General features: G+C 59.9%; 18 protein-coding genes and 1 pseudogene. 12 read left to right on the plus strand and 7 right to left on the minus strand.

All coding sequences use genetic code 11. The annotated features are described in order from the left end of the window. The first annotated feature begins 74 nt into the window (after positions 1-74). Positions 75-1,424 carry an MATE family efflux transporter gene (locus tag ACOYXE_RS19300; protein WP_460926453.1) on the plus strand — a complete coding sequence of 450 codons (1,350 nt, stop codon included), beginning with the start codon at positions 75-77 and terminating at the stop codon, positions 1,422-1,424. On the opposite strand, the gene ACOYXE_RS19305 is transcribed toward ACOYXE_RS19300, so the two are convergent. The 7 genes from ACOYXE_RS19305 to ACOYXE_RS19335 form a co-directional block, all read right to left on the minus strand. Further along, positions 1,418-2,293, minus strand: a complete 876-nt coding sequence (locus ACOYXE_RS19305) for an alpha/beta hydrolase (protein WP_460926454.1) — start codon at positions 2,291-2,293, stop codon at positions 1,418-1,420. The genes ACOYXE_RS19300 and ACOYXE_RS19305 overlap by 7 nt on opposite strands. A 17-nt stretch (positions 2,294-2,310) precedes the next feature. Continuing rightward, on the minus strand, positions 2,311-3,105 hold the full coding sequence (locus ACOYXE_RS19310; RefSeq protein ID WP_460926455.1) for a DUF4123 domain-containing protein: 795 nt from the start codon (positions 3,103-3,105) through the stop codon (positions 2,311-2,313). Further along, complete coding sequence (locus ACOYXE_RS19315) at positions 3,102-4,433, minus strand: type VI secretion system Vgr family protein (protein WP_460926456.1); 1,332 nt, start codon at positions 4,431-4,433, stop codon at positions 3,102-3,104. The genes ACOYXE_RS19310 and ACOYXE_RS19315 overlap by 4 nt, the downstream gene beginning before the upstream one ends. A gap of 233 nt (positions 4,434-4,666) precedes the next feature. Then, positions 4,667-6,580: an arginine decarboxylase gene (gene speA, locus ACOYXE_RS19320; protein ID WP_034151560.1), complete on the minus strand. Its 1,914-nt coding sequence runs from the start codon at positions 6,578-6,580 to the stop codon at positions 4,667-4,669. A 219-nt stretch (positions 6,581-6,799) separates the two neighbouring features. Beyond that, the gene (locus tag ACOYXE_RS19325) at positions 6,800-7,171 is read right to left on the minus strand and encodes a translation initiation factor Sui1 (RefSeq protein WP_402810798.1); all 372 of its coding nucleotides are present in this window, start codon (positions 7,169-7,171) and stop codon (positions 6,800-6,802) included. A 188-nt stretch (positions 7,172-7,359) separates the two neighbouring features. Next, positions 7,360-7,917 (minus strand): NUDIX hydrolase, encoded by a 558-nt coding sequence (locus ACOYXE_RS19330; RefSeq protein ID WP_160055478.1) that lies wholly within the window; start codon positions 7,915-7,917, stop codon positions 7,360-7,362. Between the two features lie 3 nt (positions 7,918-7,920). Beyond that, complete coding sequence (locus ACOYXE_RS19335; protein WP_160055476.1) at positions 7,921-8,988, minus strand: DUF2333 family protein; 1,068 nt, start codon at positions 8,986-8,988, stop codon at positions 7,921-7,923. 435 nt (positions 8,989-9,423) lie between these two features. Between ACOYXE_RS19335 and gcbA the strand changes: the two genes are divergently transcribed. From gcbA to purH, 11 genes and pseudogenes are all read left to right on the plus strand, one after another. Beyond that, entirely contained in the window at positions 9,424-11,094 is a 1,671-nt protein-coding gene (gene gcbA, locus ACOYXE_RS19340; protein WP_160055474.1) for a diguanylate cyclase GcbA, read from the plus strand. A gap of 954 nt (positions 11,095-12,048) precedes the next feature. Then, the gene (locus tag ACOYXE_RS19345) at positions 12,049-13,092 is read left to right on the plus strand and encodes a methyl-accepting chemotaxis protein (protein ID WP_460929858.1); all 1,044 of its coding nucleotides are present in this window, start codon (positions 12,049-12,051) and stop codon (positions 13,090-13,092) included. 241 nt (positions 13,093-13,333) lie between these two features. Beyond that, positions 13,334-13,786, plus strand: a complete 453-nt coding sequence (gene aroQ, locus ACOYXE_RS19350) for a type II 3-dehydroquinate dehydratase (protein WP_007914604.1) — start codon at positions 13,334-13,336, stop codon at positions 13,784-13,786. Positions 13,787-13,834: 48 nt separating this feature from the next. Beyond that, entirely contained in the window at positions 13,835-14,296 is a 462-nt protein-coding gene (gene accB, locus ACOYXE_RS19355; RefSeq protein WP_160055470.1) for an acetyl-CoA carboxylase biotin carboxyl carrier protein, read from the plus strand. 17 nt (positions 14,297-14,313) lie between these two features. Next, on the plus strand, positions 14,314-15,672 hold the full coding sequence (accC, locus tag ACOYXE_RS19360) for an acetyl-CoA carboxylase biotin carboxylase subunit (RefSeq protein WP_007914602.1): 1,359 nt from the start codon (positions 14,314-14,316) through the stop codon (positions 15,670-15,672). 159 nt (positions 15,673-15,831) lie between these two features. Continuing rightward, the gene (locus ACOYXE_RS19365) at positions 15,832-17,397 is read left to right on the plus strand and encodes a Fic family protein (protein ID WP_460926457.1); all 1,566 of its coding nucleotides are present in this window, start codon (positions 15,832-15,834) and stop codon (positions 17,395-17,397) included. A 125-nt stretch (positions 17,398-17,522) separates the two neighbouring features. After that, complete coding sequence (gene prmA, locus ACOYXE_RS19370; protein WP_038360553.1) at positions 17,523-18,401, plus strand: 50S ribosomal protein L11 methyltransferase; 879 nt, start codon at positions 17,523-17,525, stop codon at positions 18,399-18,401. A gap of 30 nt (positions 18,402-18,431) precedes the next feature. Then, a pseudogene (locus ACOYXE_RS19375) lies at positions 18,432-19,714 on the plus strand (DUF3426 domain-containing protein). A 185-nt stretch (positions 19,715-19,899) separates the two neighbouring features. Next, complete coding sequence (dusB, locus tag ACOYXE_RS19380) at positions 19,900-20,910, plus strand: tRNA dihydrouridine synthase DusB (protein WP_116031736.1); 1,011 nt, start codon at positions 19,900-19,902, stop codon at positions 20,908-20,910. Beyond that, complete coding sequence (gene fis, locus ACOYXE_RS19385) at positions 20,907-21,227, plus strand: DNA-binding transcriptional regulator Fis (protein WP_002555375.1); 321 nt, start codon at positions 20,907-20,909, stop codon at positions 21,225-21,227. The genes dusB and fis overlap by 4 nt, the downstream gene beginning before the upstream one ends. A gap of 83 nt (positions 21,228-21,310) precedes the next feature. Beyond that, on the plus strand, positions 21,311-22,918 hold the full coding sequence (gene purH / locus ACOYXE_RS19390) for a bifunctional phosphoribosylaminoimidazolecarboxamide formyltransferase/IMP cyclohydrolase (protein WP_320335885.1): 1,608 nt from the start codon (positions 21,311-21,313) through the stop codon (positions 22,916-22,918). The last annotated feature ends 56 nt before the right edge of the window (positions 22,919-22,974 follow it).

Raw genomic sequence — 22,974 nt, forward strand, 5'->3', positions numbered from 1 at the left:
CCCTCTCCCTCTGGGAGAGGGCTGGGGTGAGGGTGGCTTCTACCGCTACAATGCCGCTCCCCCAAGGAGCCCGCATGTCCACTCTGATCGCCGACTGGCGCGACCGCCCAACTCACCGCAAGGTCTGGGCGCTCGCTGCGCCGATGATTCTTTCCAATATTTCCGTACCGCTGGTGGCGCTGGTCGACAGCACTGTCATCGGCCACCTGCCCCACGCCCATCAGTTGGGCGCGGTGGCGGTCGGCGCCAGCCTGTACACCTTTCTCGCCTGGGCCATGGGTTTCCTGCGCATGGGCACCACCGGGTTTGCCGCGCAGGCTGCGGGGCGCAGCGACGGTGCAGCATTGCGGCAGATTCTGTTGCAAGGCTTGCTGCTGGCGATGGGGCTGGCACTGGTGCTTGGCACTTTGGGTGTGCCGCTGAGTGGTGTTGCGTTGCACTTCATGCAACCGTCGGCGGAGCTGGATCAGCTCACTCGTGATTTTTTCCACACGCGCTTGTTCGGCCTGCCAGCGGCGCTGGCCAGTTATGCGCTGGTCGGCTGGTTTCTCGGCACGCAAAACGCCCGGGCGCCGCTGGCGATTCTGCTGAGCACCAACCTGATCAACATCGTCCTCAATCTGTGGTTCGTCATCGGCCTGGACTGGGGCGTGGTCGGTTCGGCGCGGGCCTCGGTGATCGCCGAATGGAGTGGCGCCCTGCTTGGACTACTGCTGACCCGCAAGGCACTGCGGGCGTATCCGGGGCACATCGTCTGGGCGGCGTTGAAAATCTGGCAGAGCTGGCGCCCGTTGCTGGCGGTCAACCGCGATATCTTCATTCGCAGCCTGGCGCTGCAATCGGTGTTTTTCCTGATCACCGTACAAGGCGCGCGGCTGGGCGATTCGACGGTGGCCGCCAACGCGTTGCTGCTTAATGGCTTGCTACTCACGGCGCATGCGCTGGACGGCCTGGCCCATGCCGTCGAGGCCTTGTGCGGACACGCCATCGGTGCCCGCGATCGTCTGGCCTTGCGTCGTTCACTGGTGGTGGCCGGCGGCTGGTCGCTGATCGCCAGCCTCGGATTTGCCGCGCTGTTTTTGCTCGCCGGGCACCTGTTCATCGAGATGCAGACCGATATCCAGAGCGTACGCGACACAGCGTTCGTCTACCTGCCCTACCTCGCCGTGCTGCCATTGATTGCGGTCTGGAGTTACTTGCTTGACGGACTGTTCATTGGTGCCACCCGCGCTCGGGAAATGCGCAACGGCATGCTGATCACCGTGGTTTTGCTCCTGCCGTTCGCCTGGGCGCTGCAAGACGTGGGCAATCACGGCCTGTGGATATCTTTTCTGCTGTTCATGGTCTTGCGCAGCCTGACCCTGGGTGCCCAAGCCTGGTGGCTCAAGCGCAACGACGGCTGGTTCAGCGGCGCTGCTCACTGACTCGGCGTGCGCGCGATAAACCCGACGACCTGATCGAGCACTGGCGCCAGGCGCCGCAACGGTCGCGACAGACTGGCCACCAAGGTTATGTGGCTGGGCCGCGAGTAATACAGATCCTGCACCGGCACGCCGGCCTCGCGCAGCTTGCTGGCGAGACCGCCGGTGTTGCGCGTCGGGTTGACCAGATCATCCTTGCTCGCGGCAATCAGCAGCGCGGGTGGTGCGCCGCGACTGACATGATTGATCGGTTGCGATTGCGGCGGTGAGTCCGGCCAGAAGAACACCGGGCGCACCTCGGGATTCTTGATCGGCAGGAAGTCATAAGGCCCGGCCAGACCGATCCAGCCCCGCAAATCCTTGGGCGAAATGCCCACGGCCGCAAGCCATTCACCATCCAGCGCAAGCATCGCCGCGTTGTACCCGCCGGAGCTGTGGCCCATCAAATACAAGCGCTGCGGGTTGCCGGAAAACTCGCGAATATGCGCTTTGGTCCACGCCACCGCCCGCGCCCCGTCCTGCAGAAACAGTGGATAACGCACCTGCGGATACAAGCGGTAATCCGCCACCACCGTGACAATCCCCCGCGACGCCAGCGCTTCTCCGACAAAGTGGTAGTCGACGCGCGAACCGCTGTTCCAGCTGCCGCCATAGAAAAACACCACCACTGGCGCGCCCGGCATCGGCTGATGCGGCACATACACATCGAGTTTCTGCCGAGGATCGTCGCCATACGCAATGCCCACGGTTTTGTCATACGTGCTGTCCGGGGTCAGCGCGTTGAGCAACTGCACCGGCGAACAGCCGCTCAGCACCAGCAGCAATACGCTGCCGAGCATTGCGCCGAAGCCTTGTCGGAATAAACCTGCCATACGCGCCAAACCCCGCCTCAGGACTGATCGCCGCGCCACTGGCGCCGCACGTGGTCAAGCCGCTGTTGCTGGGTCAGACCCACCGGCGGGGGCACCAGCACGGCACGCGGATGCAGCAAGCGTAGCCATAACCAGCCATCGAGCACGGTGCGGTCGCTGAATCCCAGCGCCAGGCCTTGTTGAACATGGGAGGACATCGTCGCGTAATCGGTTCCCAACGATTGGCACCAGCGCCAGATGTGTTGTTCCAGCAGGCAAGTCTGCAAGCGTTCGCGCTGGCGCCGGGTCAGACTTTCTTCGATGCTCAACGGTTCGACGGCAAGCCCCGGATTGCGCAACTGCTGCCAGCCCTGGCTGCCAATTGCGCAATCGGCCCAGGTTCCGCCGAACCAGCGCAACTGGCGGATCGGGCCGAGCCAGCGGCTCAGTTCGGTGGCGTTACAGGCGTCGAAAAAATAGCTCGCGGTCTGTCGGTTGTAATAGCTGAGCAAGGCCCGATGACTCAATCCGAACGACACTGTGAGCATGCGCTGCAAGTGTCTCAGCAACTGTTGCGCCGAGACCTCACTGCCCAGCAACAGCCCGCGCCAGGTGTTCGGATCGCTGTGACACAACGCGGCCAGCGCCGGGCAATCGCGTAACTCGATCAACCGCGGGCCATGCTCGCTGACCGGTTCAAACTCGGTGCCATCAAACAGCTTGAAGCACCGCACGTCGGCAAAGGCCTGGCGCAATACCCGCAAGGCCTGCGGTGCATCCGTGCCATCGAGCAATAGCCACTGCGCCATGGGCTCAAACGCCACACCACTCATGTTGCGCCACTCTGTTCAAGGGCGGTGACCAGTCGACAACTGCACACTGGTTCTGCGCAGTGACTGAAACTGCCGCCGCCGGGGATCAGGCATAACAGCACCAACGGCTCACCACACGCCAGTAGTTGCTGCAGGCCTTCACTCACCAGGTTGTCGGGCAGTGTCGGGGCAGTGTCGGTGTCGGTGAGGGCAAGTGGCGGTTGCAATACACCGCTGATCATCGGTTGATCCGGATCACCCTCGAAAAAGCTCACCACCACCTCGACGCCATCTCTCAGCGCCGCCATTGGCGTTTGCGCCAGGGACGGTGCGAGCGGTAGCCAACAGTGACTCGGCGCAGCGCCTTCGCCTTGATAGAGCCAATCGAATTGCACCGCCACCGGGCGCAAACGATCGGGTTGTGGCTCATCGACCTCCACCACCCAGGCTCGTTGCAGGCTGTGCATGCGCGATGGCGCTGTGGCTGATGTACACGGCACCTGCAGCGCCCCAAACAAGTGGTTGGCATAGGGACGTTCGAGGGAGGGATCGGCGCGATGTTCAATACGAGTGAGCAACCATGGGCGATTGCATTCGGCGAAAGGATGACCGGCCAATCGCAGCCAATGACCGCTGCGCAACGCCGCCAGCTCACTTTGACCTTCGGCCTGTTGCAGGCCCGATGAGCCGGCCTGCACGGTCTCTTGCAACTGCCAGTGGTGCAAGGTGCGCGCAGCGTTATGCCCATCGTCCTCGCGCTGATACCGCGCGGCACCGGCCAAGGGCAACCGCGCCGGATCATCGGCGAAAATCAGACAATGCCGGTCACGGTCGTGCTCAAAGTAATAGTGAATCCGCGCCTGCGCGCACAGGCGCTGGAGCAGTTGCAGATCGGATTCGCGGTATTGGGTGCAGAACGTTCGGGGCGCGTACTCCCCGTGTAACTCGAAGCGGCGCTGGGCACCGACGATCCCATGCTCTCTGAGCACCTGTTCGATGATCTGCGGCACCGAACGGCCACTGAAGATTCGTTGGCTGAAGCGCAGCGCCAGGCAACCCAGTTTCGGCCCCAGACGGATCCGGCTCAACCGCAGACCTTGTCCATGCTCATGCTGGACAAGGCTCTGCAATTGCCCGTGCACACCCTCCCCCGACGGCCCGAAACAGAGGAACGCCGAACGGTAAAGCAGACCGGCGAGATCCAGGTGCGGATCGTCGATCAACACATCGATCTCGAACGCAAAGGATTCGCTGAGGGCTTCGCTACCGGTAAAGGCCAGGACTTCGAAGGGGTCGGACAGGCCCGCAACATCGAGACGAAACGACGACTCGTTGACTGGTTCGAACATGGGCGGATCTCTACAGGAGGGGCGGTCGGGGATTCTCGCCGAGAGCCATGGCCGAGTAGAGAGCTGAAGTACAACTTAGGAAATGACCTACGCGAAAAGCAGACCGTATGACTTTGCTAGCCGGGAATGCCAAGCATTTCGCGAAGATCTTGGGAGATATCCCACCGGGTTATACGAATTTTCCACCACGTTCAGAAAAAATTCGGACAACCCGGCGAAATCGCCACCTGGTCTCAGGAAGACAGGTAGGAGGAACGGGTCAGGCCCAGACGCAAGGCGTCGAGGAATTGTGTGCGCTCGCTGGCACTGATACGGGCACTGGCGCACTTGTCGCGGTAGTGGGTCATCAGTTCTTCCGGCGACAAGTGCACGTAACGCAGCATGTCTTCGATAGTGTCGTGGGTCTCGATGCCCGCGTGGTACACGCTGCCATCGGCGTTCTGGTAGATGTTCACCGAGTCGGTGTCACCGAACAGGTTGTGCATGTCGCCAAGGATTTCCTGATAGGCGCCAACGAGGAACACGCCCAGCAGGTAGTCTTCGCCTTCATTCAAACCGTGCACCGGCAGGCTGGTTTCGATGCTCTGCTCGTCGACGTACTGGTTGATCTTGCCGTCGGAGTCGCAGGTCAGATCCTGCAGCACCGCGCGACGCAGCGGCTCTTCGTCGAGACGGTGCAGCGGGATGATCGGCAGGACCTGGTCGATCGCCCAGGTGTCCGGCAGGCTCTGGAACACCGAGAAGTTGCAGATGTACTTGTCGGCCAGCTTGTCGTTGAGTTCGTCGAGCACTTGGCGGTGCGAACGCTGACGGGCTTTCAGCGAGTTGTGCAGGCGACGGCAGACAGCGAAGTAGCACTGCTCGGCCAAGGCTTTTTCCGCCAGGGTCAGTTTGCCGTCGGCGTACTGCGCAGCCACGTCGCTCATGTAGTGCGTGGCGCGCCAGTAGGTTTCGGTGACCATTTCGATGTCGGTCGGGCCGAGCAGGTCAACCAGCCACTGCACGGTTTCCGGCAGCGATTCCTTGTTTTCGATCTGCGGGATTTCGTCGTTGTGTTTCTCGACGTCGGTCACCTGCACCACCAGCATCGCGTGGTGCGCAGTCAGCGAACGGCCACTCTCGGAGAAGATGTGCGGATGCGGCAGGGCCTGCGCGTCGCAGAATTCCTTGAGCATGCCGACCACGACACCGGCGTAATCGTCCATGTCGTAGTTGATCGAGCTGGCGTTGCGCGAGTGGGTGCCGTCGTAGTCGACACCGAGACCGCCACCGACGTCGATGTGATCAACCGGCAGACCGAGGTTGCGCAGCTCGCCGTAGTAACGGATCGCTTCCTTGAAGCCGTGCTGATAGTCAGCGAGGTTGGCAATCTGCGACCCCATGTGGAAGTGCAGCAGACGAATGCCTTGATCCAGGCCAGCCGCGCGGAAACGCTCGACCACCGACAGCAGTTGCGCCGCCGACAGACCAAACTTGGATTTTTCACCACCGGTATCGGCCCACTTCGACGACGCCAGCGACGACAGACGCACGCGCAGGCCGACCTGTGGCTTGACCTTCAGCGAGGCGGCTTCTTCGATCACCAGGCCAACTTCGGATTCTTTCTCGATCACGATGAACACATTGTGGCCGAGCTTTTGGCCCATCAGCGCCAGACGGATGAACTCACGGTCCTTGTAACCGTTGCAGACGATGGTGCCGCCCTTCGGCGCCAGTGCCAGCACGGCCAGCAGCTCAGGCTTGGAGCCGGCTTCCAGACCAATGGAAACGTCCTGAGTGGCGATGATGTTCTCGATCACCGCTTCTTGCTGGTTGACCTTGATCGGGTACAGCGCGGTGTACTTGCTCTGGTATTCCAGGCGCTCGATGTTCGCATCGAAAGCACCGGTCAGCTGGCGTACACGGTCTTGCAGGATGTCGGGAAAACGAACCAGCAACGGCAAGGACAAACCGCTTTTGCGCAGTTGGTCGACTTGCTCGAACAGGTCGATAGGCGAGCTGCTCGGGCCGTTCGGACGAACTTCGACGCGACCGGCGTCATTGATCGCGAAATACCCGGCCCCCCAATGGCGAATCCCGTAAACACTGCGGCTGTCCGCAACTGTCCATTGGCTGCCATCGTCTTTGCGTGTGCGTCGTACGGACATCGAAGTCCCCTATAAAGAAGTCATAGTGCGTCGCCTGATCGCAGGCCGGCGCAGTCTAAAGTATGAAAATGACGATTCGTCAGCGCGGCGGTAGACCGCGCTGACTGCGTGGAGTTTAGAAACCGGTCATGAACAGGCTCTGTGAAAACCATGGAGACGACACCGGATCTGCGATGTTTCAGACCCGGATCAAGCCGCAGATGGATTTCACAGAGGCTGCTAGCCGCCGGACTTCTTCGCTTTGAAACCGTGCTTGATCAGCTCAGCCAAGAGTAGCTCGACATGATCGCCCTGGATTTCGATGATGCCGTCTTTCAACGCCCCGCCAGTGCCGCAACGTTTCTTCAACGTTGTCGCCAATTCCTTGAGCGCGTCTTCGGCCAGTGGCACACCGGTGATGGTGGTCACCGTTTTGCCGCCACGGCCTTTGCTCTCGCGTCGCACACGGGCAATGCCATCTCCGGCCGGAATCAGGGTTTGTTTGCAGATACAGGCGTCCACCGGCTTGCTGCACTCCGGGCAATGACGACCTGCGTCGGTGGAAAATACCAAGCCACCTAAGGCGGCGAAGGATGCGGCTTTTTTGGCCACCGGCAATCCTCTTGGGAGGACAAAGACTGATCGCAACCTTGGGCAAGGTCAGCGACCGCGAAGCCCCACTCAGGCAGGGGCAGCGCTACTGCACCGGATGCTTCAATAAAAGCAGGACGGTGCAGCTTGAAAAGGTCGCGCAGTGTAACGGCAAAAAAGCGACTTGCTAAGTGCCAATCGGCGCCAATTCATGTGTTCTTTGCGACGTCGCTTTGCTGCGCCTTCAGATAGCGCTTCAACGCGGCCAGAGAGTCCGGGCAATAAGGCTTCTGCTCGATTTCCCGCATGACCTGCTCGACCGGAATAAAGCGTGCTTCGAGGACTTCTTCAGGCTGCAATGTAAGCGGGCCGTCCCACACGGCGGAAAACGCCGAACACCAAAGACGGTTGCCGGTATCTTCGAAGTAGAAATGGTCATGGGCAGTCAGCTCTACGCCGCTGACACCCAATTCCTCTTCCAGCTCACGGGCTGCCGACTCGGCGTAGCTCTCGTCTGCCTGCACCATGCCGCCTGCCGCGACGTCCCAGAAACCGGGATAAATCGCCTTGCTCAACGTGCGCCGGTGCACGCAAAGATCACCGGCGGAATTGAACAGCATGATGTACGTGCCACGGCCGATCAGCCCGCGCTCGCGCAAATCGGCGCGCACCAGAGCGCCGAGCAGGTTGTCCTGCTCGTCGACCCAGGCGATCTGTTCGGCATCCGAGGCGGCGCGATGGGCCGCCTCTTTGGCGTTCTGACTCATGAATCAGCCCTGATTGAGCAGTTGACGCAAATCGATCACAGCGGCGTTGGCACGGGAAATATAGTTGGCCATGACCAGCGAGTGGTTGGCCAGCACGCCGAAGCCGCTGCCGTTAAGAATCATAGGACTCCAGACCGGTTCCTGCGAGGCTTCCAGTTCACGGATGATCTGACGCACGCTGACCGTGGCGTTCTTCTTCGCCAGCACATCGGCGAAGTCGACTTCGATGGCGCGCAACAGGTGCGAGAGTGCCCAAGCCTGGCCACGTGCTTCGTAGAATACGTTGTCGATCTGCATCCACGGAGTCTCGACGATTTCCTCATCGACCTGCGGCACTTCGCCCACAGCCGGGGTTTCAGTTTTCAGTGCGGTGTTCAGCTTGACCCGACCGACACTGGCCGATAGGCGTTGCGACAGCGAACCCAGACGGGTACCAACATCGCCCAACCAGTTATTCAGGTTGTCAGCACGCGCATAGAACAGTGCGTTTTTCTGGCTCGGATCCGACAGGCGCGCCTGATAACGGCTCAGCGAGTTTATGCCTTCCTGATACTCGGACTCGCTGGAAGGGAGAATCCAGCTCTTGTTGTCGAAGTTGAAACGCGGCTCGGCCTTGGCCAGATCGGCATCTTCGGCCGACTGCGATTGCGAACGGGCAAAGTCTTTACGCAGAGCCCGGGTCAGGTCACGCACCTGCACCAGAACGCCGTATTCCCAGCTCGGCGTGTTGTCCATCCACAGGCCTGGCGGGAAGCGGTCATTGGAAATGTAACCGCCCGGTTTGTTGAGCAGCGTGCCGGCAACAGTCTTCAAGGTTTCGACCGTGGTGTAGCCGATCACCATCTGCTTGCCTTCTTTCTCGGCAGCCACTTGCGCGTTTTGTGCGACCGGAAACAGCGCCGGCTCCTGGCTCCAGTACCAGCCCAGGCCAATGGTCACCAGCAGATAGAGGCCGATCAGCGTCGCCAATGCGCGGCTGAACAGCACCCCGCCTACATAGCTGCGGGTGGCCGACTTGGGCTCGGCGGCACGTTCAGGCGCGCTGCCCGCGCGGTTTTTCCAGTCCAGCATGGCGATATCCTTTCAATCACTTGGGTTCAACGGTTCGACCACAACCATACAACAACGTGCCAAGGCCGGGCACCCGCGCGTAACGATAAGCCGCAAATCATGTGGGCGAATGACGCTTCGACGACGACTAAGGGAATCCCCGATGCTCGTGCCTCAGCCAATTGAATTGCAGGGTATTGAAAACCCTTGCAAAGCTTATTCATCGCGCGGATGAAAGTACGATTGACAACTCATCCATAGCGCCTTGATCAATCAGGGAGTGCCCATACCACGGGGGCTTGATCGACGACAAGGTCAAAAACAAAACCGCCCGGTCAGAAACTGAATGGTGACGCACTGCAGATTATTGACGTACGACACTCGTCTAAGGGAAAAGAGGTGCTAGCATAGAGCCACCAGTCGATCTCAGCATGCAGCCTAACTAGTAGTCAGGATATGACCGAGCCAGAAGACCCCAGCCGTGAGCGTCTCAAGCACCACTTTGCCCAGCGGGTAATTCATCAGGCACGTCAGATTCTTGAGATATGGCAGCGCCTGCAACGCAGTGAGTGGTCCACTGTCGATCTCGCCGAACTGAGCGAGGCCAATTTGCGTCTGCTGCGTTTTGCCGAGCGTTTCGAACAGCCGGAACACACCCAGCTTGCGCGCCACATCGGTCAGTCGCTGGAAGCGGTGGACGCCAATCGCGGACGCCTGAGCAGTGGTTTGATCACCGACCTCAATCGCTTGATGCAGCGCTTGTCGCGTACCGGCCTGCGCCATGGTGACCAACTCGACCAGACCTTCCTGCCGCCGTTGCGCAAACCAATCTACGTGATGCTGCAGGACTACGACCGCGCCGAGCGGCTGGCCAAGCAACTGGAGTTTTTCGGCCTGAGCGCGCAGGCGCTGGACAGTGTTTCAGCCTTTCGCTCATCAATGGTCGAGCGTCTGCCAGCAGCGATCGTCATGGACGTGGACTTCAGCGGCGCCGGCATCGGCCTGAAGCTCGCCGCCGAAGCCCAGATCGGACTGGAAGAGCCGCTGCCGCTGCTATTCTTCAGCCTGCACGAAACCGACACTCCGACCCGTCTCGCCGCCGTGCGCGCCGGTGGCCAGGAGTTCCTCACCGGCACCCTCGAAGCGTCGAGTCTGCTGGAAAAGATCGAAGTGCTCACCTGCGTTGCCCAGTACGAACCTTATAAAGTGTTGATCATCGACGACTCGCGTGCGCAGGCATTGCATACCGAACGCCTGCTCAATAGCGCCGGCATCGTCACGCGCACCTTGATCGAACCGATTCAGGCGATGGCCGAGCTGGCGGATTTCCAGCCGGACCTGATCATCCTCGACATGTACATGCCGGCCTGCACCGGTACCGAACTGGCCAAAGTGATTCGCCACAACGACCGCTATGTCAGCGTGCCAATCATTTACCTGTCGGCCGAAGACGATCTGGACAAGCAACTCGACGCCATGAGCGAGGGCGGCGATGACTTCCTGACCAAACCGATCAAGCCGCGTCACCTGATCACCACGGTGCGCAACCGCGCCGCCCGCGCGCGCAATCTGAAAGCACGGATGGTCCGCGACAGCCTCACCGGCCTGTATAACCACACGCATATTCTGCAACTGCTCGAAGACTGCTCGTTCCGCGCCCGTCGCGAGAACAAGCCATTGAGCTTTGCGATGCTCGACATCGACCACTTCAAACGGGTCAACGACAGTCACGGCCACCCGATGGGCGACCGGGTAATCAAGAGCCTCGCGCTGTTTCTCAAGCAGCGTTTACGCAAGACCGACTTCATCGGCCGTTACGGCGGCGAAGAATTCGCCATCGTCATGCCCGACACCGATATAGAAGCAGCGCACAAAGTGCTCGACGAAATCCGCCAGCGCTTCGCCGAAATCCATTACCCGGCGCAGCCGCAGGATTTGTGGTGCACCTTCAGCGCCGGTGTAGTGGAAATGCACGACGACTGCGACAGCCTGATGATGGCCAGCCAGGCCGATGAGGCGCTGTACCGCGCCAAGGGCGCCGGACGCAATCGCGTGCAGACCGCACGCGACTCAAAGCAAAGTGCCACTTTTTCATCGGATTCCACTGATTCGGTCATAACCCTGTAACAGAACCGCAATAAATTCAGGCGCTTACCATTTCTGCCGTTGGTAGCCGTCATGCGCCTGAAGTTGCTCACCAATCTCAATACGCTGCTGCTGGTCGCCGTGTGCCTCGCACTCGGCGCCACCCTGTGGTGGTCGCAAAAAGCCCTCGAACGCCCGTATCTGTTGATGGAGCGGTATTTGCGGTTGTCGCAGCAATTTCAGAATGACGTGGCGCGCAACGTCGAGGATTACCTCGCCAGCGGTGACGCCTTGCGCCTGAGCAGCGCCAGTCAGGCCATCGATAGCCTGCGCAAAGAACTCGATGAGTTGCCGCCGGCGCTGGCTGAAACGCTGCGTCCGAGCCTCTCGGGCCTGGATGAGTTCAGCAAAACCGACTTGCTCGCGGCCGGAAAACTGGCGGGTGATCCGCAGGCGTTGCTATTGCAGGCCGAGCGAGAATTGAGTGCCAGCCTCGATCAGCTCAGCACTTACGCCAACGGCAATGCGGCCTATCTGACGCCGTTGCTCGTCGCCTCTCAGCATTTGGGCAAACTGTCGCTGGCGCGGGACAAACTGGTCAGTAGCGGGCGCAGTGAACTGGCCGCCGATGTAGAACGCGAGGTCAGCAACATCCGCTCGCAGGCCCAAGCGATTGATGCCCTGCCCTTGCTCGGCGTTGTGGCCAAGGGTGAATCGGGCAGCGACGATTTCGCGGCGATGATGGGCATCGAAAACACGGAAAAAACTGTCGAAGAAGATGCTGGCGTCGGCCTCAAGCGCGAACTTAACGGCTTGCTCGGACGTTATCCGGCGGAGCTTGAGCGCACCCGCGATCAGATTCAGAAACGCACTGACCTCAGTGCCGCCACCCACCAGAAAATCGCCGCGGTGCAGCTAGCTATCGCAGGACTGGAGCCGGTGGTTCGCGCGCAGCACGGACAAATCCAAGGCGAAGTACGCTTGATGCAAGGCGTGATGATCGGTTTGATTCTGCTGATCGCGCTGTTGATCGACACCTTGCAGCGGCGACTGGCCCGTACGCTGACCAATCTCGCGCCGGCGCTGTCGAGCTGGGCCGAAGGCGATTTCAGCCGCGATATCCACTTGGGCAAGACAAACCGCGAACTGCACGACATTGAAGCCTCGCTCAACCGCTTGCGCGCCTATCTGGTGGACCTCGTCGGCACCATTCGTGGCAATGCTGAACAAGTCGCGGGCAGCAGCCGCACCCTCGCCGAACTGAGTAATGACCTGCACAGCGGCGCCGAGCATCAGGCCGGTGACACCGCATTGATTCGTGACTCACTCAGCGAACTGGAGGCAACCATTCAGCAAGTTGCCGGCGACGCGCAGCAGGCGGCAGATGCCAGCCGTCACGCTGGATTGGCCGTCGAGCATGGCCAGACCGTGATTGGCCAGAGCCTGACCGGGCTGCACGCGCTGGTTGGTGAGGTTCAGGGCAACGCGCAAATGATCGAGCATCTGGCTGAAGAGTCGGCAACCATCGGCGGCGTGTTGACGGTGATTCGCTCGATTGCCGACCAGACCAACCTGCTGGCGCTGAACGCGGCGATTGAAGCGGCACGTGCCGGGGAAATGGGTCTCGGGTTTGCCGTGGTGGCCGAGGAAGTGCGCTCACTGGCACAACGCACCGCAGGCGCGACAGCCGAGATTCAGGCGCTGATCGCTGGCCTGCAAACGGCGGCGCGGCAATCGGTCGAAGGCATGCGCGCGCAAGTCGAACACGCCGAAGCCACGGCCAATCAGGCACAAGCGGCGGATGGCGCGCTGGATAAAATCGTCGGCGCGATCCAGACCATTTCCGACACGGCGATTCGCATTGCCGATGTCACTGCGCAGCAGAGTGGCGCGGTCAGCGAGATTCGCGATCACAGTGAGCGGATTCATCAATTGGGCGGGGATAATCTGGTGCGTATCGGCCGCGGACGCGAACAGGGTGAGAATCTGCTGGTGTTGGGCGGGCAATTGCATACGGCCGTTCAAGCCTTCCGCGTCTGATAGACCGCCTTCGCGAGCAGGCTCGCTCCCACATTGGAATGCATACCCCTGTGGGAGCGAGCCTGCTCGCGAAGGCGTCAGTCCAGACACCACAAGTGACCGGATCAAATCACTTGGTCACATATTTCGCGCAAACATCGGCCATCGTGCTGGCTATTGCATAGAACTGGACAGTCACAAAGTCTTTGCGGCATAGTCGCCGGGTTCTGACGAATGCTCATTGATAACAAGGACTACGCAGATGGCAACCCTACTGGTGCTGCACGGCCCCAACCTGAACCTGCTCGGCACCCGCGAACCCGGCACCTACGGTTCAACGACCCTGGCGCAGATCAATCAGGATCTGGAGCGCCGCGCCCGTGAAGCCGGCCATCATCTGCTGTATCTGCAAAGCAATGCCGAGTACGAATTGATCGACCGCATCCACGCCGCGCGCGGCGAAGGTGTCGATTTCATTCTGATCAATCCAGCAGCTTTTACGCACACAAGCGTCGCATTACGTGACGCGTTGCTGGGAGTGAGCATCCCATTCATCGAAGTGCATTTGTCCAACGTGCACAAACGCGAACCTTTCCGCCATCACTCTTACTTCTCCGATGTAGCGGTGGGAGTGATCTGCGGCCTTGGCGCCAGCGGTTACCGACTGGCCCTGGAGGCTGCACTAGAACAGCTTGAAACACAGGCAACGACTTGAACTACAAGCGTTAAGCGCCCCTGACCGACCCTTGGGAGTTGATGATTCATGGATATCCGTAAAGTTAAGAAATTGATCGAATTGCTGGAAGAGTCCGGCATCGACGAGCTCGAGATCAAGGAAGGCGAAGAGTCCGTACGCATCAGCCGTCACAGCAAGACCCCGGCTCAGCAGTACTACGCGCCAGCTCCGATGCAAGCACCGGCCGCTGCACCTGCCGCTGCTGCTCCGGTTGCTGCCGCAGCCCCGGCTGCCGCTGCTGCCCCAGCGCTGAACGGCACTGTTGCCCGTTCACCGATGGTCGGCACCTTCTACCGTAAATCTTCGCCAACCTCGCCGTCCTTCGTTGAAGTCGGCCAGACCGTGAAGAAAGGCGACACTCTGTGCATCGTCGAAGCCATGAAGATGATGAACCACATCGAAGCTGAAACCAGCGGTGTGATCGAGTCCATCCTCGTCGAAGACGGCCAGCCGGTTGAGTACGACCAACCGCTGTTCACCATCGTTTGAACTGCGGAGAGCCTTTGATGACTGCGAAGTTGGAAAAAGTTCTGATCGCTAACCGCGGTGAGATCGCCCTGCGGATTCTGCGTGCCTGCAAAGAGATGGGCATCAAGACCGTCGCCGTTTACTCCAAGGCCGACAAAGAGCTGATGCACCTGGGTCTGGCAGACGAATCCGTCTGCATCGGCCCGGCTTCTGCCGCGCACTCTTACCTGCACATCCCGGCCATCATCGCGGCAGCTGAAGTGACTGGCGCTACCGCCATTCACCCAGGCTACGGTTTCCTCGCGGAAAACGCCGATTTTGCCGAGCAGGTCGAGAACTCCGGCTTCGCCTTCATCGGCCCGAAAGCCGAAACCATTCGCCTGATGGGCGACAAGGTATCGGCCAAGCACGCGATGATCGAAGCGGGCGTACCTACCGTTCCAGGTTCTGACGGCCCGTTGCCGGAAGACGAAGAAACGGCGCTGCGCATCGGTCGTGAAGTCGGCTACCCGGTGATCATCAAAGCCGCTGGCGGCGGTGGTGGTCGCGGCATGCGTGTGGTGCACAAGGAAGAAGACCTGATCGCCTTCGCCAAACTGACCCGCACCGAAGCAGGCGCGGCGTTCGGCAACCCGATGGTGTATCTGGAAAAATTCCTCACCAACCCGCGCCACGTGGAAGTTCAGGTTCTGTCCGACGGTCAGGGTCACGCGATCCATCTGGGCGACCGCGATTGCTCGCTGCAACGTCGTCACCAGAAGGTTCTCGAAGAAGCGCCAGCACCGGGCATCGACGAGAAAGCGCGCGAAGAAGTACTGGCTCGTTGCGTCAAGGCGTGCATCGACATCGGTTACCGTGGCGCCGGTACTTTCGAGTTCCTGTACGAGAACGGTCGTTTCTACTTCATCGAAATGAACACCCGTGTTCAGGTGGAGCACCCGGTTTCGGAAATGGTCACCGGTATCGACATCGTCAAGGAGATGCTCAGCATCGCCGCTGGCAACAAGCTGTCGTTCACGCAGGATGACGTGGTAATCCGCGGTCATTCGCTGGAATGCCGGATCAACGCTGAAGACCCGAAAACCTTCATGCCGAGCCCGGGTACGGTCAAGCATTTCCACGCGCCAGGCGGCAACGGCGTTCGCGTCGATTCGCACCTGTACAGCGGTTATGCGGTTCCACCGAACTACGACTCGCTGATCGGCAAGCTGATCACTTACGGCGCGACCCGCGACGAAGCCATGGCTCGCATGCGCAATGCCCTGGACGAAATCGTGGTGGACGGGATCAAGACCAACATCCCGCTGCATCGTGATCTGGTTCGTGACGAAGGCTTCTGCAAGGGTGGCGTGAACATTCACTACCTCGAGCACAAGCTGGCTGGCGAGAAGCACTAAGCTTCAGCCCGCACCAGACAAAGCCGCCTTCGGGCGGCTTTGTTGTTTCTGCGGGTTTCATACTGTCATTTTTTAACATTACTGGCAGGCAGTAGCCTGTGCAGGCTGCCTATAATCGCGGCCTTGCCAGCACCGTGCTGACGAAAGGAGAGTCAGCCCATGCCTCAAAAACTCCCCATCAATCTCAACGATTTATTGCGTCAGCGCACGGTCGAAAGTGAGCGCATCGAGTACAAAAGAGGCTGGAATCCTGACCCGATCATTCGCACGCTCTGCGCATTCGCCAATGATTTCGAAAACCTAGGTGGTGGTTATATCGTCATTGGTCAGGAGTGTGATGAGCACGGCGTACCGTTCTTTCCTCCGCAAGGCATTGCCGATCAAGACATCGACAAGATTCAACTCGAACTGTTAGCTGCATGCCAATCTATTCGACCTGCCTACTTCCCGGTATTCAGTGTGGAAGAAGTCGAGTCCCGCAAGCTCATCGTACTGTGGGCCCCAGGCGGACAAAACCGCCCCTACAAAGCCCCCGCCGCAGTAACCGCCAAACATCGAAGCCTGCACTATTACATCCGTCGCTACAGCAGCACCGTCGAAGCAAAAGGTGAAATCGAACACGAGCTCTTGAGCCTTGCCGCCAAAGTCCCGTTTGATGATCGCTTCAACCTTGGCGCTCGCGTCACTGATCTTTCCAAACCGTTGATGCAAGGCTTTCTGCAGGAGATTGGCAGCGCCCTCGCCGAGGACGCAGATGATGTATCCACTGAAGCACTCGGCCGGCAAATGAACATTGTGGGCGGCCCAACGGAATCACCGTGGCCAAAAAATGTAGGACTGATGTTTTTCAATGACTCGCCCCATCACTTTTTTCCCGGCACACAAATCGATGTCCTATGGTTCCCGGAAGGAAGCGACGGTGATCGCTTTGATGAAAAGGTCTTCAAAGGCCCACTCGCCTCAATCACTCGCGAAGCCTTGGCCTATATTCAGCGCAACTTTCTGCATGAAACGGTCATCAAGCATGCAGACCGAGCAGAGGCCACTCGCGTATGGAATTTCCCGTTCACGGCGATTGAGGAAGCACTGGTCAATGCGGTTTACCACCGTTCATATGAGGAACGGGAGCCTATTGAGGTGCGCATCAGTCAGACAGAGCTAGTGATTCTGAGCTTTCCGGGGCCAGACCGTTCGATACGAATGGAAGACCTGCGGCTGGGGCGAGCGGTAAGTCGTCGTTATCGTAACCGGCGAATCGGCGAGTTTCTCAAAGAGCTGGATTTGACCGAGGGCCGGTCGACGGGAATACCCAAAATACTTAAGGTCATGACCAATAACGGCTCACCTCCTCCACTCTTTGAAACCGATGACGAGCGCATTTCCTATGTTGTTCGACTGCCTGCCCACCCGCAGACAATCAAAGCAAAAAGCGCGGCTGGACACTCCACCATGGAAGTCACCATGGAAGTCACCATGGAAGTCGCTGCATTACTGAAAGTGGTTTCCGGTGAAATGAGCAGACGAGAACTGCAAGACGCCATGCATTTGAAAAATGCCGACCACTTCCGCAAGGCATACATTCTGCCGGCCCTCGCTGCTGATGCCTTGGAGATGACGGTTCCCGAACAGCCAAACAGCCGACTACAACGCTATCGCCTGACGACCAAAGGCCAGCAATGGCTCAACGTCAATGAACAATTCAGAAACGACATAAATCCCCTGTAGGAGCTGCCGAAGGCTGCGATCTTTTGATCTTCAACCATGTTCGTGTTCTGCGCCGCGCTCGCGTAAACTTGCGCGCTTCTCGCCGGCCGCTAGGCTGCAATCAATATTTTTCAAAGGTGCCCGCCATGCCTTGGCTGCAAGTACGTCTCGCCATCAGCCCGGAACAAGCCGAAACCTACGAAGACGCTTTCCTTGAAGTGGGCGCCGTATCGGTGACCTTCATGGACGCCGAAGACCAGCCGATCTTCGAGCCGGAACTCAATACCACCCCATTGTGGGCACACACGCACTTGCTGGCACTGTTCGAAGGCGGCACCGAACCGGCACCGGTTCTGGCCCATCTGGAGCTGCTGACCGGCAGCCCGCTGCCTGAGCATCACAGCGAAGTCATCGAAGATCAGGACTGGGAACGCAGCTGGATGGACGGTTTCGAGCCGATGCGTTTCGGCCAGCGCCTGTGGATCGTGCCGAGCTGGCACGCCGCGCCGGAGCCCGACGCAGTCAATCTGCTGCTGGATCCGGGTCTGGCGTTCGGCACCGGCACCCACCCGACTACCGCACTGTGCCTGGAATGGCTCGACGGTCAGGACCTGAAAGATTGCAACGTGCTGGATTTCGGTTGCGGCTCGGGGATCCTGGCGATTGCCGCCCTGCTGCTCGGCGCCAAGGAAGCGGTCGGCACCGACATCGATGTGCAGGCGCTGGAAGCCTCGCGCGACAACGCCGGGCGCAACAACATTGCCGACGAACTGTTCCCGCTGTACCTGCCGGAAGATCTGCCGCAGGTTCAAGCCGACGTGCTGGTCGCCAACATTCTTGCCGGCCCGCTGGTTTCGCTGGCGCCGCAACTGTCCGGGCTAGTCAGGTCCGGTGGGCGTCTGGCGCTGTCGGGCATCCTTGCCGAACAAGGTGATGAAGTCGCTGCCGCTTATGCCCAGGACTTTGATCTCGACCCGATCGCCAATCGCGATGGCTGGGTGCGCATCACCGGCCGTCGGCGCTAATATGTCCGCCTGCATAAACCGGATCGCCGCATGACCGACAGTTTCGTCACCCAGTGCCCGCACTGCCAAACCAGTTTTCGTGTCAGCCATGCTCAATTGAGCGTGTCCGCGGGGTGGTTCGCTGCGGCTCCTGCCTGCAAGTGTTCAACGCCGCCAAACAGCTGCTGGAACAACATGCAGGCAAGGACGCGGTGACGCCGGTTGCGCCGCCGCTCGCCGAACTGCCTGTCGAGGCGGCGTCGAGCATTGCAGCGCCGCCAGTTGTCGAGCCACCAGCCATGGAGCCTGCGGCACCGCGCGCCATCAGCCAAAAGCAGTGGAGCGCCTCGGCGCTTGATCTCGACAGCCTCGATCTGGATGAAGAACTGGCCCGTCTCGAACAACGGGAAATCCAGCCCGCCACCGAACTCGGACGCGCGCGCGAAGACTCCCTGAGTGCCCGTCGCGACAGCCCGGAGCCGGATGACGCGGCATGGCCGGGCAGTCTGTTCAGCGAGCCTGCCGACGAGCGGCTGCCTGAGCCGGAAGACGAGCCGCAGATCGACGACATTGAACCGGTCAAATCCGAGCGCACCGAGCCTTCGCTGTCGCTGGAACCGGTGGATCTGGATGACGAGCCAGCGATCCCGCATCTGCGCCTGCACGACCCGATCGACCCAAATGCCCGCCGCGAACGCTTGTCGGCCAATGACAAACCCGATGACGATGATTTGCCATCGATTGAGCCGCTGCGCAAAAAACGCGAGCGCGCAGAACCCGGCGTACGCGCCGAAGTCCTGCAGGACCTGACCGACGACCCGCTGCAACTGGACTGGCAGAAACGCCGCTCGCCGTGGGGTCGTCGCTTGCTTTGGCTGGTGTTGGTCTTGCTGGCGGCAGGTGGGCTGGCTGCGCAGTACATCTCTTATCACTTCGATGAACTGGCGCGCCAGGATCAATACCGCCCGTGGTTTCAGCAAATCTGCCCGCAGATCGGCTGCACGGTGCCGTCCAAAGTCGATATCGCCCGAATCAAGAGCAGCAATCTGGTGGTGCGCAGCCACCCGGAGTTCAACGGCGCGCTGGTGGTCGATGCGATCATTTACAACCGTGCGACGTTCTCTCAGCCGTTTCCATTACTGGAACTGCGCTTCGCCGACCTCAACGGCCACCTGATTGCCAGTCGTCGCTTCAAACCCGGCGAATACCTGAGAGGAGACCTCGAAGGTCTGGCGGAAATGCCGCCGCAGACGCCGATCCACATCGCGCTGGATATTCTCGATCCAGGCCCCAAAGCGGTGAATTACAGCCTGAGTTTCCACTCGCCCGAGTGAATGCCTGCGTCGCTTTCGAATTGACGGCGGTTTTCTGACTTTGCTACCCACAACCAAACCGGTGGCGATAACAGAATAACTGTTCAGATTTTGTTCAATTCAGCCTTTATCCAGTCATCGAGAGCGGGTATCATGCCAACCCTTTTTCGAACTCTCATGATCCGGCCCCACCTCAGGGAAGTCCTATGTCGGCGGTACGCATCGGCCCATACACATTGCAGAACGGCTTGATTCTCGCCCCGATGGCGGGGGTCACCGATCAGCCCTTTCGTCAGCTGTGCAAGCGTTTGGGCGCAGGGCTTGTAGTCTCGGAAATGGTCACCAGTGACATGAGCCTGTGGAACACCCGCAAGTCGCGCATGCGCATGATCCACGAAGGCGATCCCGAGCCACGCTCGGTACAGATTGCCGGTGGTGATGCACAGATGCTGGCAGACGCGGCCCGGGCCAACGTCGAACTGGGCGCACAGATTATTGATATCAACATGGGTTGCCCGGCGAAGAAGGTCTGCAACAAGGCCGCCGGTTCCGCGCTGTTGAAAGATGAAGCATTGGTCACCGAGATCCTGCAGGCCGTTGTGGCTGCGGTTGATGTGCCGGTCACCCTGAAGATCCGCACCGGTTGGGATCGCGACAACAAGAACGGTCTGACCGTGGCGAAGATCGCCGAGCAGGCCGGGATCACCGCGCTGGCAGTGCATGGCCGCACTCGCGCCGATCTTTACAAGGGTGAAGCCGAGTACGACACGATTGCCGCGATCAAGCAGGCCGTGTCGATCCCGGTTTTTGCCAATGGCGATATCGACTCGCCGGAAAAGGCCCGTTACGTCCTTGACGCGACCGGTGCCGATGGCCTGTTGGTAGGCCGCGCCGCCCAAGGGCGGCCATGGATTTTTCGCGAGATCGAACACTTCCTGCGTACCGGCGAGAAATTGCCGGCGCCGGAGCTGATCGAGGTGGAACACATACTGCTAGAGCATCTGGCCGCACTTCACGCTTTCTATGGGGATGTGATGGGCGTGCGCATTGCGCGCAAGCATGTGGGCTGGTATCTCGCAACCTTGCCGGGCGCCAGGGAGTTTCGCGCCCACTTCAATCGTTTGGATGGTACGGAAACACAATGCGCCAACGTTCGGGAGTTCTTCGCCGAGCGTTACAAGAGCCTGACAGGGGACGAAGAAGGGGTGGCCGCATGACGATGATGACCGAGACTTTAGTGAGTGGAACAACACCCGTGAGCGACAACGTGAATTTGAAACAGCACCTCAATACCCCGAGCGAAGAAGGTCAGACCCTTCGCGGGAGTGTCGAGAAGGCGCTGCACAATTATTTCGCCCACCTTGAGGGCGCGTCCGTCACGGATGTGTACAACCTGGTGCTCTCCGAAGTCGAGGCTCCCCTGCTCGAAAGCGTGATGAACTACGTCAAGGGCAACCAGACCAAGGCCAGTGAGCTGCTGGGGCTTAACCGCGGCACGCTGCGCAAGAAACTCAAGCAGTACGATCTGCTGTAAGCATTCAATCAAACCAGAAAGGCGCCCGCGTAAAAAACGGTCGCCTTTTTTGCTGACTTCCTTTGCTTTTGATGGAAATTGAGATGACCGACCAGACTACCCGCCTGCCGATCCGCCGCGCCTTGATCAGCGTTTCCGACAAGACCGGGATCCTCGAATTCGCCAAGGAGCTCGAAGCTCTGGGCGTCGAGATCCTCTCCACCGGCGGGACGTTCAAGCTGCTGCGCGACAACGGTGTTGCCGCAGTGGAAGTCGCGGATTACACCGGTTTCGCCGAGATGATGGACGGTCGGGTGAAAACCCTGCACCCGAAAATCCACGGCGGCATCCTCGGTCGTCGTGGTATCGACGACGCGATCATGAGCGAGCACGGCATCAAGCCGATCGATCTGGTTGCAGTCAACCTCTATCCGTTCGAAGCCACCATCAACAAGCCAGGCTGCGACCTGCCGACCGCGATCGAGAACATCGACATCGGCGGCCCGACCATGGTCCGTTCGGCAGCAAAAAACCATAAAGACGTAGCGATCGTGGTGAATGCCAGCGATTACGCCAGCGTCCTGAAAGGCCTCAAGGCCGGCGGCCTGACCTACGCTCAGCGTTTCGACCTGATGCTCAAGGCTTTTGAACACACCGCTGCCTACGACGGCATGATCGCCAACTACATGGGCACCGTGAATCAGGCGGCTGAAACCCTGAGCACCGAAGGCCGCAGCGAATTCCCGCGCACCTTCAACAGCCAGTTCATCAAGGCTCAGGAAATGCGCTACGGCGAGAACCCGCACCAGAGCGCGGCGTTCTACGTTGAAGCCAAGCCTGCCGAAGTCGGCATCGCCACCGCGACCCAACTGCAAGGCAAAGAGCTTTCGTACAACAACGTGGCCGACACCGACGCTGCGCTGGAATGCGTGAAGAGCTTCGTCAAGCCAGCCTGCGTGATCGTAAAGCACGCCAACCCGTGCGGCGTGGCGGTCAGCCCGGACGCTGAAGGCGGTATTCGTCAGGCCTACGAACTGGCGTACGCGACTGATACTGAATCGGCATTCGGCGGCATCATCGCCTTCAACCGTGAACTGGATGCCGAGACCGCCAAAGCGATCGTCGAGCGTCAGTTCGTTGAAGTGATCATTGCCCCGAGCGTCAGCGAAGAGGCTCGCGCCATCGTTGCAGCCAAAGCCAACGTGCGCCTGCTGGCCTGCGGCGAGTGGTCGGCTGACCGCGCCGCAGCGTGGGACTACAAGCGCGTCAACGGCGGCCTGCTGGTACAGAGCCGTGACATCGGCATGATCAGCGCCGACGACCTGAAAGTGGTGACCAAACGCGCGCCGACCGAACAGGAAATCCACGACCTGATCTTCGCCTGGAAAGTCGCCAAGTACGTGAAGTCCAACGCCATCGTCTACGCCAAGAACCGTCAGACCATCGGTGTCGGCGCTGGCCAGATGAGCCGCGTAAACTCGGCACGTATTGCCGCGATCAAGGCTGAGCACGCTGGCCTGCAAGTTGCCGGTTCGGTGATGGCCTCGGACGCGTTCTTCCCGTTCCGCGACGGTCTGGATAACGCGGCCAAAGTCGGTATCACTGCGGTGATCCAGCCGGGTGGTTCGATGCGTGATGCTGAAGTGATTGCTGCTGCTGACGAAGCCGGCATCGCCATGGTCTTCACCGGCATGCGCCACTTCCGTCACTAAGAACACGTTCCAATGTAGGAGTGAGCCTGCTCGCGATAGCCATTGATCAGTCAAAG

The organism is Pseudomonas sp. MC6 (genome assembly GCF_054790575.1).